The 13,683-nt window shown below is 65.5% G+C and carries 14 protein-coding genes and 1 tRNA gene; 5 read left to right on the top strand and 10 right to left on the bottom strand.

Annotated elements, in window-relative coordinates; all coding sequences use genetic code 11:
* Positions 1-75 precede the first annotated feature (75 nt).
* The 9 genes from FG91_RS18560 to FG91_RS18520 form a co-directional block, all read right to left on the bottom strand.
* Positions 76-1,083, bottom strand: a complete 1,008-nt coding sequence (locus FG91_RS18560) for a PhoH family protein (RefSeq protein WP_037518011.1) — start codon at positions 1,081-1,083, stop codon at positions 76-78.
* Between the two features lie 130 nt (positions 1,084-1,213).
* Entirely contained in the window at positions 1,214-2,551 is a 1,338-nt protein-coding gene (miaB, locus tag FG91_RS18555) for a tRNA (N6-isopentenyl adenosine(37)-C2)-methylthiotransferase MiaB (protein ID WP_052187885.1), read from the bottom strand.
* A 7-nt stretch (positions 2,552-2,558) separates the two neighbouring features.
* The gene (locus FG91_RS18550) at positions 2,559-3,347 is read right to left on the bottom strand and encodes a lysophospholipid acyltransferase family protein (RefSeq protein WP_235212096.1); all 789 of its coding nucleotides are present in this window, start codon (positions 3,345-3,347) and stop codon (positions 2,559-2,561) included.
* Positions 3,316-3,741, bottom strand: a complete 426-nt coding sequence (locus FG91_RS18545; protein WP_037518006.1) for a Fur family transcriptional regulator — start codon at positions 3,739-3,741, stop codon at positions 3,316-3,318. The genes FG91_RS18550 and FG91_RS18545 overlap by 32 nt, the downstream gene beginning before the upstream one ends.
* A gap of 135 nt (positions 3,742-3,876) precedes the next feature.
* Positions 3,877-4,311 carry a MucR family transcriptional regulator gene (locus FG91_RS18540; protein ID WP_037518005.1) on the bottom strand — a complete coding sequence of 145 codons (435 nt, stop codon included), beginning with the start codon at positions 4,309-4,311 and terminating at the stop codon, positions 3,877-3,879.
* A 108-nt stretch (positions 4,312-4,419) separates the two neighbouring features.
* Complete coding sequence (locus FG91_RS18535) at positions 4,420-4,902, bottom strand: GNAT family N-acetyltransferase (protein WP_037518002.1); 483 nt, start codon at positions 4,900-4,902, stop codon at positions 4,420-4,422.
* Complete coding sequence (tsaB, locus tag FG91_RS18530; RefSeq protein ID WP_037517994.1) at positions 4,899-5,516, bottom strand: tRNA (adenosine(37)-N6)-threonylcarbamoyltransferase complex dimerization subunit type 1 TsaB; 618 nt, start codon at positions 5,514-5,516, stop codon at positions 4,899-4,901. Before tsaB ends, FG91_RS18535 begins: the two co-directional genes overlap by 4 nt.
* A gap of 15 nt (positions 5,517-5,531) precedes the next feature.
* On the bottom strand, positions 5,532-6,125 hold the full coding sequence (locus FG91_RS18525; protein WP_037517990.1) for a malonic semialdehyde reductase: 594 nt from the start codon (positions 6,123-6,125) through the stop codon (positions 5,532-5,534).
* Positions 6,126-6,150: 25 nt separating this feature from the next.
* Complete coding sequence (locus FG91_RS18520; RefSeq protein ID WP_037517987.1) at positions 6,151-6,726, bottom strand: NifU family protein; 576 nt, start codon at positions 6,724-6,726, stop codon at positions 6,151-6,153.
* Positions 6,727-6,789: 63 nt separating this feature from the next.
* On the opposite strand from FG91_RS18520, the gene FG91_RS18515 reads away from it, so the two are divergent.
* From FG91_RS18515 to FG91_RS18505, 3 genes are all read left to right on the top strand, one after another.
* The gene (locus FG91_RS18515) at positions 6,790-7,659 is read left to right on the top strand and encodes a hypothetical protein (protein WP_037517986.1); all 870 of its coding nucleotides are present in this window, start codon (positions 6,790-6,792) and stop codon (positions 7,657-7,659) included.
* A gap of 77 nt (positions 7,660-7,736) precedes the next feature.
* Positions 7,737-7,812: transfer RNA gene (locus FG91_RS18510), tRNA-Thr, on the top strand.
* A 141-nt stretch (positions 7,813-7,953) separates the two neighbouring features.
* Positions 7,954-8,301 (top strand): RidA family protein, encoded by a 348-nt coding sequence (locus FG91_RS18505; protein WP_037517985.1) that lies wholly within the window; start codon positions 7,954-7,956, stop codon positions 8,299-8,301.
* Between the two features lie 75 nt (positions 8,302-8,376).
* On the opposite strand, the gene FG91_RS18500 is transcribed toward FG91_RS18505, so the two are convergent.
* On the bottom strand, positions 8,377-11,157 hold the full coding sequence (locus FG91_RS18500; RefSeq protein WP_037517981.1) for a TonB-dependent receptor plug domain-containing protein: 2,781 nt from the start codon (positions 11,155-11,157) through the stop codon (positions 8,377-8,379).
* 320 nt (positions 11,158-11,477) lie between these two features.
* Between FG91_RS18500 and FG91_RS18495 the strand changes: the two genes are divergently transcribed.
* Positions 11,478-12,623: a dipeptidase gene (locus FG91_RS18495; protein ID WP_235212095.1), complete on the top strand. Its 1,146-nt coding sequence runs from the start codon at positions 11,478-11,480 to the stop codon at positions 12,621-12,623.
* Entirely contained in the window at positions 12,623-13,663 is a 1,041-nt protein-coding gene (locus FG91_RS18490) for a DUF1611 domain-containing protein (protein WP_037518070.1), read from the top strand. The genes FG91_RS18495 and FG91_RS18490 overlap by 1 nt, the downstream gene beginning before the upstream one ends.
* Positions 13,664-13,683: the final 20 nt, after the last annotated feature.

Genomic DNA, 13,683 nt, shown 5'->3' with positions numbered 1-13,683 from the left:
CCCGCAGGCGGGAGGGGGTATTCGCGTGCTACTCGAACGACCGCTTCCCACCCCAAAGCCGACGCTGTCCGCGCGCTAAGCCCCCGGCCCTTCATAGGCATCGACGATGCGCCCGACGATCGGGTGGCGGACGACGTCGGCGCTGGTGAAGTAGCTGACGTTGATGCCCTCCAGCCCTTCGAGCCGGCCGACGGCGTCGGCGAGGCCCGAGGTTGCGGGGATCGGCAAGTCGACCTGCTTGGGGTCGCCGCAGACCACCATGCGGCTGTTCATGCCGAAGCGCGTCAGGAACATCTTCATCTGCGGGATCGTCGTGTTCTGCGCCTCGTCGAGGATGATGAAGGCATCGGCGAGCGTGCGCCCGCGCATGAAGGCGAGCGGCGCGATCTCGATCTCTCCGCTCGCAATCCGGCGCTCGACCTGCTCGGCGGGCAGGCAGTCGTGGAGCGCGTCGTAAAGCGGGCGGAGGTAGGGATCGACCTTTTCCTTCATGTCGCCGGGGAGGAAGCCGAGCTTTTCGCCCGCCTCGACCGCCGGACGCGAGAGGATCAGACGCTGGACGCTGCCGGTGATCAGCTGCGCAACCGCCTGCGCGACGGCAAGATAGGTCTTGCCGGTGCCCGCCGGGCCGAGCGCAAAAATCACGTCGTCGCGCGCGAGCGCCTGCATATAGGGGACCTGCGACGGCGCGCGCGGGACGATCATCTTTTTGCGCGTGCGGATCATGATCGGCGGCGCTTCGTCCTTGTCGTGGCGGATGATGCCCGCGAGCGTCGGCTGCGCCGACATCGCGATCACGCCGTCGACGAGGCCGGTGTCGACCTCCTGCCCCTGTTCGATCCGGTTATAAAGTTCGGTGAGCACGTCGCGCGCGCGCGCCGCGGCTTCGGCCTCGCCCTCGATCTGCACGCGGTTGCCGCGCGCCGAGATATAGACGCCGAGGCGGTTTTCGATCGCAACGAGATTGCGGTCGAACTCGCCGAAAAGAATGCCCAAAAGCTGCGTTCGCTCAAATTCCGCTGTCAGTCGGACGCGGTCGCCGGGTTCGGCGGGGGTGGAGGCGGTCAGCGGGCGTTTGGACATATAAGCAAGGCTCCTTCGATCGACGACATGACTGTACTCCCGCCAAGATGGGAGTCCATGACTTGCGGGCTGCGAATGCGACGGAAGGAGGCGGAGTGTGTCTTCGGGGAGACAGGTTCCGCCAAGCGCACTAGGCGACCTCTTCCGTCAGCGCTTCGGCGCCGACGCTGTTGGCGCCGGCCGAGGTGATGCGTACATCTATCATGTCGCCGATCTTGAGCCCCGGCGCGATGACGTGCACCGACTGGAGCCAGGGCGACTTGCCGATCAACTGGCCTTCGAGCTTGCCCTTGCGTTCGAGAAGCAGACGCGTCGTGCGGCCAACGGTCGCCTCGTTGAACGCCTGCTGCTGTTCGTTGAGCAAAGCCTGCAGCCGCTGGAGGCGGTCGTTGAGCACCGCTTCGTCGATCTGGCCGTCCATCGTCGCGGCGGGGGTGCCGGGGCGGCGCGAATATTTGAAGCTGTATGCCATCGCATAATTGGTCGCGCGGACGATATCGAGCGTCGCCTCGAAATCGGCGTCACTTTCACCCGGGAAGCCGACGATGAAGTCGCCCGAAATCGCGATGTCGGGGCGCACGGCACGGACGCGTTCGATGATTTTCAGATAGCTTTCGACCGAATGGCTGCGGTTCATTGCCGCGAGAATGCGGTCGCTGCCCGCCTGCACCGGCAGATGGAGGAAGGGCATCAGCTTGTCGATTTCGCCATGCGCGGCGATCAACCCGTCGGTCATGTCGTTGGGGTGGCTGGTGGTATAGCGGATGCGCTCCAGCCCATCCTCGCGCGCGAGTTCGCGGATCAGCCCGTCGAGGCCGATCGCCCGGCCCTTGTCGTCCTCGCCGTCCCACGCGTTGACGTTCTGGCCGAGCAAGGTGATTTCGCGCACCCCGCCCGCGACGAGCGCGCGCGCCTCGGCGATCAGGTCGGCGAACGGGCGGCTGATCTCGGCGCCGCGCGTGTAGGGCACGACGCAGTAAGTGCAGAATTTGTCGCAGCCTTCCTGCACGGTCAGGAAGGCGGTCGGGCGCTGGCCGCCCGCGCGTTTGGGCAGCGCGCCGAACTTGCTCTCGAGCGGCATGTCGAGGTCGACGGCTTTCTCGCCGCGCGCGGCGCGGGCGATCAGGTCGGGGAGGCGGTGGTACGCCTGCGGGCCGACGACGACATCGACGGTCGGCGCGCGGCGCGCGATTTCGGCGCCCTCGGCTTGCGCGACGCAGCCCGCGACGGCGATCGTCGGACGGCTGCCGTCGGCGCGCTTCAGCCGGCCGATGTCCGAATAGACCTTCTCGGCCGCTTTCTCGCGGATGTGGCACGTGTTGAGCACGACGAGGTCGGCGTCGGCGCCGTCGGCGGCGGCCACATAGCCCTCGGCGCCCAGCATCTCGGCCATGCGCTCGCCGTCATAGACGTTCATCTGGCAGCCGAAGGATTTGACGTGAAAAGTCTTGGGGGAGTCGGATTTCATCGGCGCGCTATAGGCGATGCGGCGCGCCGGCGGAAGACCGTGCGATTTCGGCCGCGATCGAGGCGCGCGCGGCCTCGGCGAGCAGCTTGCGGTCGCCCTCGACGATATCGGGCAAGGGATCGAGATAGTGGATTGTCAGGTGGACCGGGCGCTTGCGCGCGAGCAGCCGCTTGAAATTATCGAGCCCCGATTCGGGATCGAGCCAGGCGATGTCGTTCGCCTCGTGCCCGTAATCGAGAAATACCGGCTGCACGCGCAGGTTCGGCGGCGTCGGGATCACCGCCTGGAACAGCGAGGCGCGGAAGGGCAGCAGGCCGTCACCGGGCCCCGTCGTGCCTTCGGGAAAGAGCGTCACCGGACGGCCGCGCGCGAGCGCACCCCGCAGCTCGTTCGCCTGATTGTGAATCTCGCGCCGCGCCTCGCGCTGGACATAGATGGTGTGGTTCTGGTCGGCGAGCCAGCCGACGAGCGGCGTTTCACCGACCTCGGCCTTCGACACGAACGCCGAGCGCGCGGCGCCGCCCAATGCGAGAATGTCGAGCCAGCTGACATGGTTCGACACGAACAGGACGTTGCGCCTGAGCCGCGTCCCCGTCGTGCGGATGCGCAGCCCGGCGATCCAGCCCACGGCATTCAGGAAGGCCATCACCATCGGCGACGGGCGACGGGCAGCGCGGTAGAGGAGGTGCGGGACGATCAGAAACAGCAGCGTCAGCACCATCAAGGCGAGACGGGCGACCGTCCGCCAGGTGATCGAGGCGCGATCAGTCGCGCTTGCGATCGATGGCGACACCATAAAGCTCCATGCGATGGTCGACGAGGCGGTAGCCCAGTCGTTCGGCGATCACCTTTTGCAACGCCTCGAGCTCGGGATCGACGAATTCGATCACCTTGCCCGTTTCGACGTCGATCAGATGATCGTGATGCGCCTCGGGCGCGGCTTCGTAGCGCGAGCGGCCGTCGCCGAAATCGTGGCGGTCGAGAATGCCCGCCTCTTCGAACAGGCGGACGGTGCGGTAGACGGTGGCGATCGAGATGCCGCTGTCGACCTTTGACGCGCGTTCATACAGCGTCTCGACGTCGGGATGATCCTCCGAATCCGAGATGACGCGCGCAATGATGCGACGCTGTTCGGTGATGCGCAGCCCCTTTTCGTGGCACAGGGCTTCGAGATCGATATTGCCGGACATGCTTGCCTTTCCTGCAGATGCAGCCGTGTCTGTCTTTGTTACAAACTGTATAGGCACGCCCCGCGAATAGGACAAGGGCGGCACCCCTACGACGCCGCCCTTCCCTGCTCCGGCTGGAGCGATTTATCGCAAGTATCAGGCCTTGGGCTTGCGCTTGCGCCCGCCGCCGCGGCCCTTGGTGCCGAGGCCGATTTCCTTGGCCAGCGCGCGGCGCTTTTCGGCATAGTTCGGCGCGACCATCGGATAGTCGGCGGGCAGACCCCATTTCGCGCGATAATCGTCAGGGGTCATACCATAATGCGTCATCAGGTGGCGGCGCAGCATCTTGAGCTTTTTGCCGTCCTCGAGACAGACGATATAGTCGGGCTTGACCGAGGTGCGGATCGACACCGCCGGCACCAGCTTTTCCTCGACGACCGGTTCGGTGCCGAGCCCCGACAGCGCCGCGTGCACATTATTTATCAAAATGGAGAGGTCCGAAATGGCGACGCTGTTGTTGCTGACGTGCGCGGCGACGATGTCAGCAGTAAGCGTAACGAGCATCTCGTTGGTATCGGCTTGGTCGGACATGAGACTATTCCTTGTTTATTTTACCCAGAAGACATGCCGGCGAATATTGGATTTGTTCTTCCGCCAGCCAGAATACTGCCACTTTGGATGGAATTCCGCAATGACGGATCAGTCCGCCTTTTCGTCGCGTGCCGACTGGCGCATCGTAATTGCGTCGCGAACCACCCCGTCATTGCCGCGGTAATAGGCCGGCCGCCGGCCGCACTCTGCAAACCCCGCGCTCGCGTAGAGATGAACCGCGTCATTATCGGCGCGCATTTCAAGAAAATAGTCTTCGGCGCCCTGTTCGGCCGCCCATGCGCGCCAGTCGTCGATCAGTAATGCACCGATACCGCGGCCGCGAAACAGCGGGTCGACCGCGAGCAACAATAATTCGCTTTCGGGCCCGGCGATGCGCGCCGCCGAGAAGCCGCACGCATGATCGCCGTCCCACGCGAGGCACACGCGCGCCGAGGGCAGCGCGAACAAGGTCAAAAGCTGCGCGCCGCTCCACGCTTCGCCATAAGCGGGCTCGAACGCGGCCTCCATCACGCGCATCACCGCGGCGAGATCGCCGACGCGCGCGGTGGCGAGGCGGATGGCGCCCGTCATGCCGGCGCCATCGGCTTGGCATCGGGTGCGCGGCCGTAAATCGGGCTGGGCTGATCGATCAGCAAAGCGGGCGGCAGCCGCAGGAAGGCGCGCGCGTCGGGCAGTGCCGCCAGCGCGCGCCCGGCGCCGCGCCGCGCGACAAAGGGCTCGGCGCGATTGCCGACGACCAGCTCGTCGCCGATCAGGACGGCGTCGTCGGGAAGGAGCGAGCGAATCTCGCCGCGCGGCGTCAGGTCGGCCGCGAACGGCTGGACGAACCATTGGCCGTGCCCGCCCTCCATCACCACCAGCGCGCCGCCGGCGGCCGCGATATCATCGGCGGCGCCGGCCGCAACGAGCGCGAGCGTCGAAAAGCCATGCACGGGCACCTGCCAGCCGAGCGCGAGCGCGCGCGCCGCCGCCACGCCGATCCGGACCCCGGCAAAACTGCCCGGGCCGCATCCCGCGACGATGACGTCGGCGCGGCCGCCGTCCGCGAGTTCGGCGATCAGCGGAACCAGCCGTTCGGCATGGCCGCGGCCGATCACCTCGTGGCGATGGTCGACGACCGCTCCGGCCTCCAGCAGCGCCACCGAACAGGCCTCACTCGCCGAATCGATGACCAGATACCGCATAGTGGTGGAACGCGCTCAGGCGATACGGTTGAAGCGGGCGAAATCGGGGCGCGGGCTGCGATCGAAGATCGTCGCGGCATCGCCATAGCCGAGGGTCGAGATGAAATTGCTCTTCACATTCGGCTGGTCGGCAAAGAAGGCCTCGTCGACCCCGGCGTTGTTGAACCCCGACATCGGCCCGGTATCGAGCCCGAGTGCACGCGCGGCGAGGATGAAATAAGCGCCCTGGAGCGTGGCATTGCGGAAAGCCGTCGTCTGCGCCAGCGCCTCATTGCCCACGAACCAGCTGCGCGCGTCGGTATGCGGGAAAAATTCGGGCAGATTTTCGTAAAATTCATTGTCGCTCGCGATGATCGCGGTGACCGGCGCCTTCAGGATCTTTTCCTCGTTCCCCGGTATCGCGAACGCGGCGAGCTTCGCCTTCGCCTCGTCGGTCACGCACCAGACGATCCGCGCCGGCAGGCTGTTGGCGCTGGTCGGGCCGAATTTCACCAGATCCCAGATCGCGTGCAGCTGCGTTTCCGAAACCGGCTTGTCGAGATAGCCATTATAGGTGCGCGCGGTACGAAACAGCTGGTCGAGAGCGCTGTCGGAAAGCGGCTCGCTCATGGGTTATCTCCTGAAATGATTTTGGTCAGACGGCGTGGACTGCCGTTACCTCAGGCACATAATGTTTCAAGAGGGACTCGATGCCATTCTTCAGCGTCGCGGTCGAGGACGGGCATCCCGCGCACGCGCCCTGCATCTTTAGATAGACATTGCCCTTGTCGAAACCGCGATAGACGATGTCGCCGCCGTCGTTGGCGACCGCGGGGCGGACGCGCGTTTCGATCAGCTCCTTGATCTGCTCGATGATGTCGGCGTCGGCCGGATCGTCGGCAAAGCCGGCCTCATCCTCGGCCGGAACCGAAAAGCCCGCGCTTGCGGCGTTGAACAGCGGCACGTCGGCGAGAAAGTGATCCATCACGATACCGAGCACATCGGGCTTCACATCGGCCCATTCGGCGCCGGGCGCGATCGTCACCGACACGAAATCGCGGCCGAAGAAGACGCCCGTCACGTCGCCAAGCGAGAAAAGCGCGCTCGCGAGCGGCGACGCCTCGGCCTCTTCGGGGCTCGCAAAGTCGCGGGTTCCCGCCTCCATCACCGCCCGGCCGGGCAGGAATTTGAGCGTCGCAGGATTGGGCGTCGATTCGGTTTCGATCAGCATGGGGTGCATGTGGGGCCGAGCGAGGCTTTGTGCAAGACGACATGGATGCGCTAAGGCGCGGCGATGCGTCCTTTCACCCATTTTGCCGCGCTCGACTGGTCGGGCGCCCGCGGTCCGCGCCAGCGCGGGATCGCCCTGGCGGTCGCGAGCGGCAGCGCAGCGCCCGCACTGGTGCGGCCGGGGCATATCTGGTCGCGCGCCGAAATCCTCGATTGGCTGGAGGGCGTCGCGGCGGCGGGCGAGAATATGCTGATCGGTTTCGACTTTTCGGCCGCCTTCGCCTTTGCCGACCATGGCGCCTATTTCCCCGGCTGGGCTGAAAGTCCGGCCGACATGCGCGCGCTATGGGCGCTCGTCGAACATCTGGCGGGCGGCGATCCGCATTATGAAGCGGGCGGATTCCTAACGCACTCCGAGGCGCGGCGGCATTTCCGCCAGCGCGGCGAGGCCGGCGATCTGTTCGAAGCCGGCGCGGGGCGGCTGCGCGTCGTCGAGCATCACCAGCGCGCGACGAAGCAGGCGGCGAGCGTCAGCAATTTCAACCTCGTCGGCGCGGCGCAGGTCGGCAAGGCGAGCCTGTCGGGCATGCGCCTGCTCCACCGGCTGGCGCGCCGCATCCCGCTGTGGCCCGGCGATCCGGTGCCCGCGGCGGGGCCGATGCTGGTCGAAATCTACACCAGCCTTGCCGCGCGCGCGGCCGGACTGCCCCCGGGGCGCAGCAAGATCCGCGACGGCGCGGCGCTCGACGCGGCGCTCGCGGCGCTGGGTTCGCCGCCCTGCAGCTTGACGGGGCCGGTCAGCGACCATGCGAGCGACGCGCTGCTGACCGCCACCTGGCTGCGCGCGATCGCTGGCGACGCCGCGCCCTGGTCGCCTTCGCCGCTGACGGACCGCCTTGCGCGAACCGAGGGCTGGACCTTTGGCATCATCTGAGGATTTTATGTTCGGCGCATTTTCCCAACGTCGGATGTTTCCATCCGGCCGAATAATGCTAAGGGGCGATCAGCCGTGCCGGCTTAGCTCAGTTGGTAGAGCACCTGATTTGTAATCAGGGGGCCACGGGTTCGAATCCTGTAGCCGGCACCATCAGCCTATTTCAGTGGTTTCAGAAACGCCTTGCAGGCGCCGCCGGTCCGCGACGCGACGGCACCGCACGCAGGATCAAATTGCCGAAGCGGCCCTGACCTGTCATCCGCCCCTCGACAAACCCCAACAAAGGAGATTCCTATGAGCATCGAACGCCTGCATTCGGGCCCGCGCATGAGCCAGGCCGTGATCCATGGCGGCATCGTCTATCTGGCTGGCCAGGTCGCCGCACCGGGCGAGGACGCGACCGCGCAAACGCGCGCCATTCTCGCGTCGATCGACGAATTGCTCGCCGAGGCCGGCACCGATAAATCGCACCTGCTCACGGCCATGGTCTGGCTGGCCGACATGGCCGATTTCGCCGCGATGAACGTGGTTTGGGAAGAATGGATTGGCGGCGCCAATGCGCCGACGCGGGCGACCGGCGAAGTCCGTCTGGCAACCCCCGACTACCGCGTGGAAATCATCGTCACCGCCGCCCGGCCCTGACGCCCTCCTCGGGGCAGCCGAAGCAAGGCCGGGACTGCGTGACCTTGCTTCGAACTGCCCCGAAAACGGATCCGATTAGAAATCGACCTTCGCGCCGACGGTAACGTAGCGCCCGACGACGTCGTACAGCGTGCTGTTGACGGTGATGAGCGGCGGATCGCGGTCGAACAGATTGTTCACATTGCCGAACAGCATGAAGCGATCGTCGATCTTGAACCGCGCGCCGAGGTCGACATAGGTCCGCGACGCGATCCTGTTGTTGATCAGCGTCGTGCGCGTCCGGTCAAAATTGCCGCCATCGATGTACCGCGCGCGGATGTCGAACCCGACATTGTCATCCTCATAGGTCGCGCTGAGCGTGCCGCGCCATTTGGGCGTCGCGCGCAGCACCGAATCGCCGACATCGCCCGCGGTCTCGACGCGGGTAACGCCGGTATCGAACACCAGCTTGTCGACATAGGTCGCCAGCGCGCGGATACGCAGGCTGCCCGGCAGACCCGCACTGACGTTCGACAGGTTGACGACATAGGATGCCTCCATGTCGAGCCCGCTCGTCTCGAAGCTCGCGATATTCTGCTGGGTTGCAGCCACCTGGGTAACCGTCCCCGTCGCGTCGCGCGTGATGCTGTCGCAGGCGGATGTGACCCCGCGCGAGCACAGGAGCGTGAGGTTCGATCCGTTCAGCGCCGTGACCGCACCGTCGATCTTGATCTTGTAATAATCGACCGAAGCGCTGAAGCCGCGCAGGAAGGACGGCGAATATGTTGCGCCGATCGCCGTCGTGTAGCTCACTTCCGGCACCAGATTGGGGTTGCCGCCGGTGAATGTCGTCACGGTCGACGGCTGCGGATTATATGCGGGGTTGGCCGCGGCTCGCCCGGCCCTGTCCTGATCGTTGAGCGGCCCGATGTTGATCGCGCGGAGTGCGAACAATTCGCCGATGCCCGGCGAGCGGATGTCGCGCGAGCGCGTTGCGCGCAGCAGCAGGTCGCCAAACAGCCGCGCGGTGCCCCCGGCTTTCCACGTCCAGATGCCGCCGCTGGTGCTGTAATCCGAATAGCGCGCGGCGCCGCTCAGGTCGATTTCGACCGCATTTTCGAGTTTGAGCAGCGGGAACAGGACTTCGCCGAACGCCTCCTTGACGTTGAACCCGCCCGACGTGGGCGTCGAAAAGACGAGGATGCCGAAGTTGCTGGCGTTCGCGATCGTGAAATCGTCGCGCGACGAGACCTGTTCCTCCCAGCGTGCCTCGGCGCCGATCGCGACGGTCACCGGGCCGGCCCACAAGGAAAAGAGATCGCCCTGAATTTCGGCGCCCACCGAATCGAGCTTTCGGGTTTCGAACGATTGCTGCGCCCCGGTGACATAGTCGCGCGCCTCGGGCGACGCGTTCAATGCGCCGAAGGGATTGAGCGGCCGGCACGCGGGATCGTTATTCGTCGGGTCCGCGTCGGCATTGATGCCGCAGACGATTTGCCCGCCGCTCGACACCGCATTGATCGCGTTGCTGAACTGCCGGACCAATCGCGAGTTGCCCATCGACTGTTCGCTGTCGACCTCGCCGTGGCTGTACCAGGCCTTGTAGCGGAAGCCCTTGCCGAACGTGCCGTCGACGCCGATCGCGCCTTCCTTGCTGACCCGCTCGCCGCGGAACTGCAGTTGAAGGATGTCGTTGAAATAGCGGCCGAAGGTGAAACTCGTCTCGCCTGCGGCGGCGAGCCGATCGCGGATCGCGGTCGACAGATAGGGGTTGTTCGCCTGGATCGTGAGGTACGGCAGGCCCAGCGCCCCGCCGACCGTATAATCGCCGAAGAAGGGCGCGTCCGACAGCGAACGTGCGTAGCTGCCGTCGACCCAGAAGGTCGCGTCGCCTACCTCATAACTCAGCCGGGCGTAGGTGCTCAGCCGCTCGAAAGGCGAGGAGACGGGAATGGTGTCATAGAGGTTGATGCCGTCCGCGCCGCCGACCATCCGCAGCGGGAAAGCGCCCGCACCGACGCTCGTGCCGCGCGCGAAAGGCCGCAGCGTTCCGTCGGCGTTGAACGTCTGTCCGGCGAGCACGCCGCTGGTGATCAGGCCGCCCAGCGTGACATTGCCGAAGTTCACGTCGCGGACCAGTTCCGACCCCGTGCCCGACGGAATGAAATCGGGGCTGTTGAGGTTCGGGCGCGTGCTGCGGTTGATCACGCCGCGGTCTTTGACATATTCGCCGCCGATGATGAAATGGCCGCGTCCGTCGGCGAAGCCGGTGCCGAATTTCGCATCGAAACCATAGCGGAACCCGTCGCCGCGCGACGAAACGCCGACATTGCCGCCGATCGACAGGCCGTCATAATCCTTGTCGAGAAGGATGTTGACGACGCCCGCGACCGCGCCCGAGCCCCAGGCGGCCGAGGCGCCGCCGGTCACAACCTCGACGCGCTCGACCAGATTCGCCGGGATGAAGTTCAGATTGCCCTCGCCGACGAAGCGGCGGCCGTCGAGCAACACCAGCGTGCGGTTGACACCCAGGCCGCGCATGTCGACGGGCGCGGTGCCGGTGGAGGTGTTGCCGTTCGATACGGTGGGCGTGGTCGTCGGGCGGATTTGCGGCAGGTCGTTCAGCACCTGCTGGATGTTCGGACGCGCGCCGAGGCGCAATTCATCCTCGCCGATCACCGTCGTGGGCGTGGGCTGATCGAAACCGGCGCGCGCGATGCGCGATCCCGTGACGAGGATTTCCTCGTCGGCCGTGGCCTCGGTCTCGGCGACGGTCTGCGCCGCGGCCGGCACGGCGAGCCATAATCCGGCCGCCAACGCCGCAATGCTGCTGCCGCGCGCGAGCCGGTAACCGGGATTGCCTCTATCCTTATGCATCTCATCTACCCCTTTTTGCTGGGCCGCTCGATGGCGGCTTTTTTTGTTCCCCATAAGGAAGCTGCCATAATGTCCTATTTAGGACAATATATTTCTTTTGCGAGAAATTAGGCCCATAATTGCCATGATCTTCAATGAGGCCAGTCGGTCCCCGGTGTCGAATCGGGCCGAAACCCGGGATGATGGCGTCGCTGCTATGGCGCTCACGCCCGCCGCTTGCGCGCAAAGCGAAGAGGTTTTTCAAGATTCGAAAGCGATGGATTGACGAAGTCCTGATGGGACAATATCGTCCTGATCAGAAAATTACAAAGCAGGGGATGATGATGCTATTTTCTCGACGGCAGGCGATTTGCGCCGCGGGCGCGGCGCTCGCTGCCCCCCTCGCCGCGCCTTATGTTGCGCGCGCGCATTTCCAGATCAATCCGGCGACGAACCGCGCCTATTCGAAGCGCGCGATCGAGCTGGTCCAGCGCGCGGTCGTCGTCGACATGCTCGCGCCGATCAAGATCGACTTCGACCCCAGCTATTACACCAAGGCGCTGAGCGAAAAGGAAACCGCCGACTTTCGCGCCAGCGGCATCAACGCCATCCACCATGCGGTCGGCATCGGCGGCCCGACGGCGAAGGAGCAGGCGCTCAGCTTCTTCGCGATCTGGGGCAATTTCATTGCGCGCAACAGCCATGTCTTCACCGGGGTCGACAAATTCGCCGACATCCTGCGCGCCAAAAAGGACGGCAAGGTCGCGGTCATCATGGGGCTGCAGAATGCCGACCATTTCAATCGCGCCGCCGACGTCAAGACCTTTTATGAGATCGGCCAGCGCTGCGCGCAGCTCACTTATAATTCGCAGAACCGCATCGGATCGGGATCGACCGAACGCGTCGACGGCGGCGTGAGCGATTTCGGGGTCGAGATCATCAAGGCGATGAACGAGGTCGGCATGCTCGTCGACGTGTCGCATTGCGGCGACCGCACAACCTTAGATGCAATCGAAATTTCGCCGAAGCCGATCGCGATCACGCACAGCAATTGCCGCGCGCTGATCGATCACCCGCGCGTCAAGACCGACGAGGCGATCAAGGCGCTCGCCGCCAAGGGCGGGGTGATGGGCATCACCGGGGTGCGCAATTTCGTGAGCAAGACCGACCCGACGACGATCGTGAATTATGCCGATCATATCGACCATGTCGTGAAGCTGGTCGGGATCGACCATGTCGGCGTCGGCACCGATTCCGACCTTTATGGCTATGACGACACCTCGCCCGAAATGAACAAGATGCTGCGCGGCGCCTATAAGGACAGCTACGCCTTTCGCGAGAAGATCGACGTCGACGGGTTCGACCATCCGCTCAAGATGTTCGACCTGACCGAGGAACTGCTGCGCCGCAAATATTCCGACGCGAACATCCTCGCGGTGCTCGGCGGCAATTTCCAACGGCTGCTGACCGCGACGTGGGGCGGCTGATGAACGCGCTGACCGAACGCCTCGCCGGTGCGCTTGTGCTGCCGCAGCCCTATGTGCTGTTCCTCGGCGACACGACCATCCCTGGTTTTGCAAAGACCGCCTTCGGGCTGAAGGATTGGGCGCCTGACAAATGCGTCGGCGAGCTGCGGCTGCCGGGCGCCACGGTCACCACCGGGCTGGAGGCGCTCACCGCCGCCGAAGCGCGGGCGCGTGGTGCGCGGGCGCTGGTGATCGGTGTCGCCAACCTCGGCGGCGTGATCCCCGCGAACTGGCGCGCGTCGCTGGTCGGGGCACTGGAGGCGGGGCTCGACCTGATCGCGGGCATGCACATGCGCCTCACCGACATCCCCGAACTCGCCGAAGCGGCGCACCGGCTCGGCCGCCAGCTGATCGACGTGCGCGTGCCGCCGCCGCATATCCCCGTCGGCACCGGTCGCAAGCGCAGCGGCAAGCGGCTGCTGACCGTCGGCACCGACTGCGCGCTCGGCAAGAAATATACCGCGCTGGCGCTGCACCGCGCCCTCAAGGCGCGCGGCATCGACAGTGATTTCCGCGCGAGCGGGCAGACGGGGATTATGATCGCCGGCGGCGGCATCGCGATGGACGCGGTCGTTTCCGATTTCGAGGCCGGCGCCGCCGAGTTGCTCTCGCCCGACGCGCCCGCGGACCATTGGGACGTGATCGAGGGTCAGGGCGCGCTGACGCACCCAGCCTATGCAGCGGTGTCGCTGGGGCTGCTCCACGGCAGCCAGCCCGATGTCTTCGTCGTCTGCCACGAGCCCGGCCGCACCGAGATGCTCGGCACCGCGGGCTATACGCTGACCAGCGTCGAAGAAGTCGTCGAGCTCACGATGCGGCTCGGCCGGCGGACCAACCCCGCGATCCGGTGCGGCGGCTTCGCCTTCAACACCTCGGCGCTCGATGCGGCGTCCGCGGCCGAACTGATGGCGCGCGAGAGCGTGCGGCTCGGCTTGCCGGTCGCCGATCCGATCCGCGGCGGGCCTGCGTTCGACGCGCTCGTCGACAGCTGCCTCGCATGAAGTCCCTGACCTTCGGAGAT

This window comes from Sphingopyxis sp. LC81, assembly GCF_000756375.1.
Taxonomy (GTDB): Bacteria; Pseudomonadota; Alphaproteobacteria; order Sphingomonadales; family Sphingomonadaceae; genus Sphingopyxis.
This window is presented reverse-complemented; position numbering and strand designations above follow the sequence as displayed.

Bases quoted from the DNA above. Each gene is read 5' to 3' on its own strand.
- FG91_RS18560 (WP_037518011.1), bottom strand. From the start codon at position 1,083: ATGTCCAAACGCCCGCTGACCGCCTCCACCCCCGCCGAACCCGGCGAC.
- miaB (WP_052187885.1), bottom strand. From the start codon at position 2,551: ATGAAATCCGACTCCCCCAAGACTTTTCACGTCAAATCCTTCGGCTGC.
- FG91_RS18550 (WP_235212096.1), bottom strand. From the start codon at position 3,347: ATGGTGTCGCCATCGATCGCAAGCGCGACTGATCGCGCCTCGATCACC.
- FG91_RS18545 (WP_037518006.1), bottom strand. From the start codon at position 3,741: ATGTCCGGCAATATCGATCTCGAAGCCCTGTGCCACGAAAAGGGGCTG.
- FG91_RS18540 (WP_037518005.1), bottom strand. From the start codon at position 4,311: ATGTCCGACCAAGCCGATACCAACGAGATGCTCGTTACGCTTACTGCT.
- FG91_RS18535 (WP_037518002.1), bottom strand. From the start codon at position 4,902: ATGACGGGCGCCATCCGCCTCGCCACCGCGCGCGTCGGCGATCTCGCC.
- tsaB (WP_037517994.1), bottom strand. From the start codon at position 5,516: ATGCGGTATCTGGTCATCGATTCGGCGAGTGAGGCCTGTTCGGTGGCG.
- FG91_RS18525 (WP_037517990.1), bottom strand. From the start codon at position 6,125: ATGAGCGAGCCGCTTTCCGACAGCGCTCTCGACCAGCTGTTTCGTACC.
- FG91_RS18520 (WP_037517987.1), bottom strand. From the start codon at position 6,726: ATGCTGATCGAAACCGAATCGACGCCCAATCCTGCGACGCTCAAATTC.
- FG91_RS18515 (WP_037517986.1), top strand. From the start codon at position 6,790: ATGCGTCCTTTCACCCATTTTGCCGCGCTCGACTGGTCGGGCGCCCGC.
- FG91_RS18505 (WP_037517985.1), top strand. From the start codon at position 7,954: ATGAGCATCGAACGCCTGCATTCGGGCCCGCGCATGAGCCAGGCCGTG.
- FG91_RS18500 (WP_037517981.1), bottom strand. From the start codon at position 11,157: ATGCATAAGGATAGAGGCAATCCCGGTTACCGGCTCGCGCGCGGCAGC.
- FG91_RS18495 (WP_235212095.1), top strand. From the start codon at position 11,478: ATGATGCTATTTTCTCGACGGCAGGCGATTTGCGCCGCGGGCGCGGCG.
- FG91_RS18490 (WP_037518070.1), top strand. From the start codon at position 12,623: ATGAACGCGCTGACCGAACGCCTCGCCGGTGCGCTTGTGCTGCCGCAG.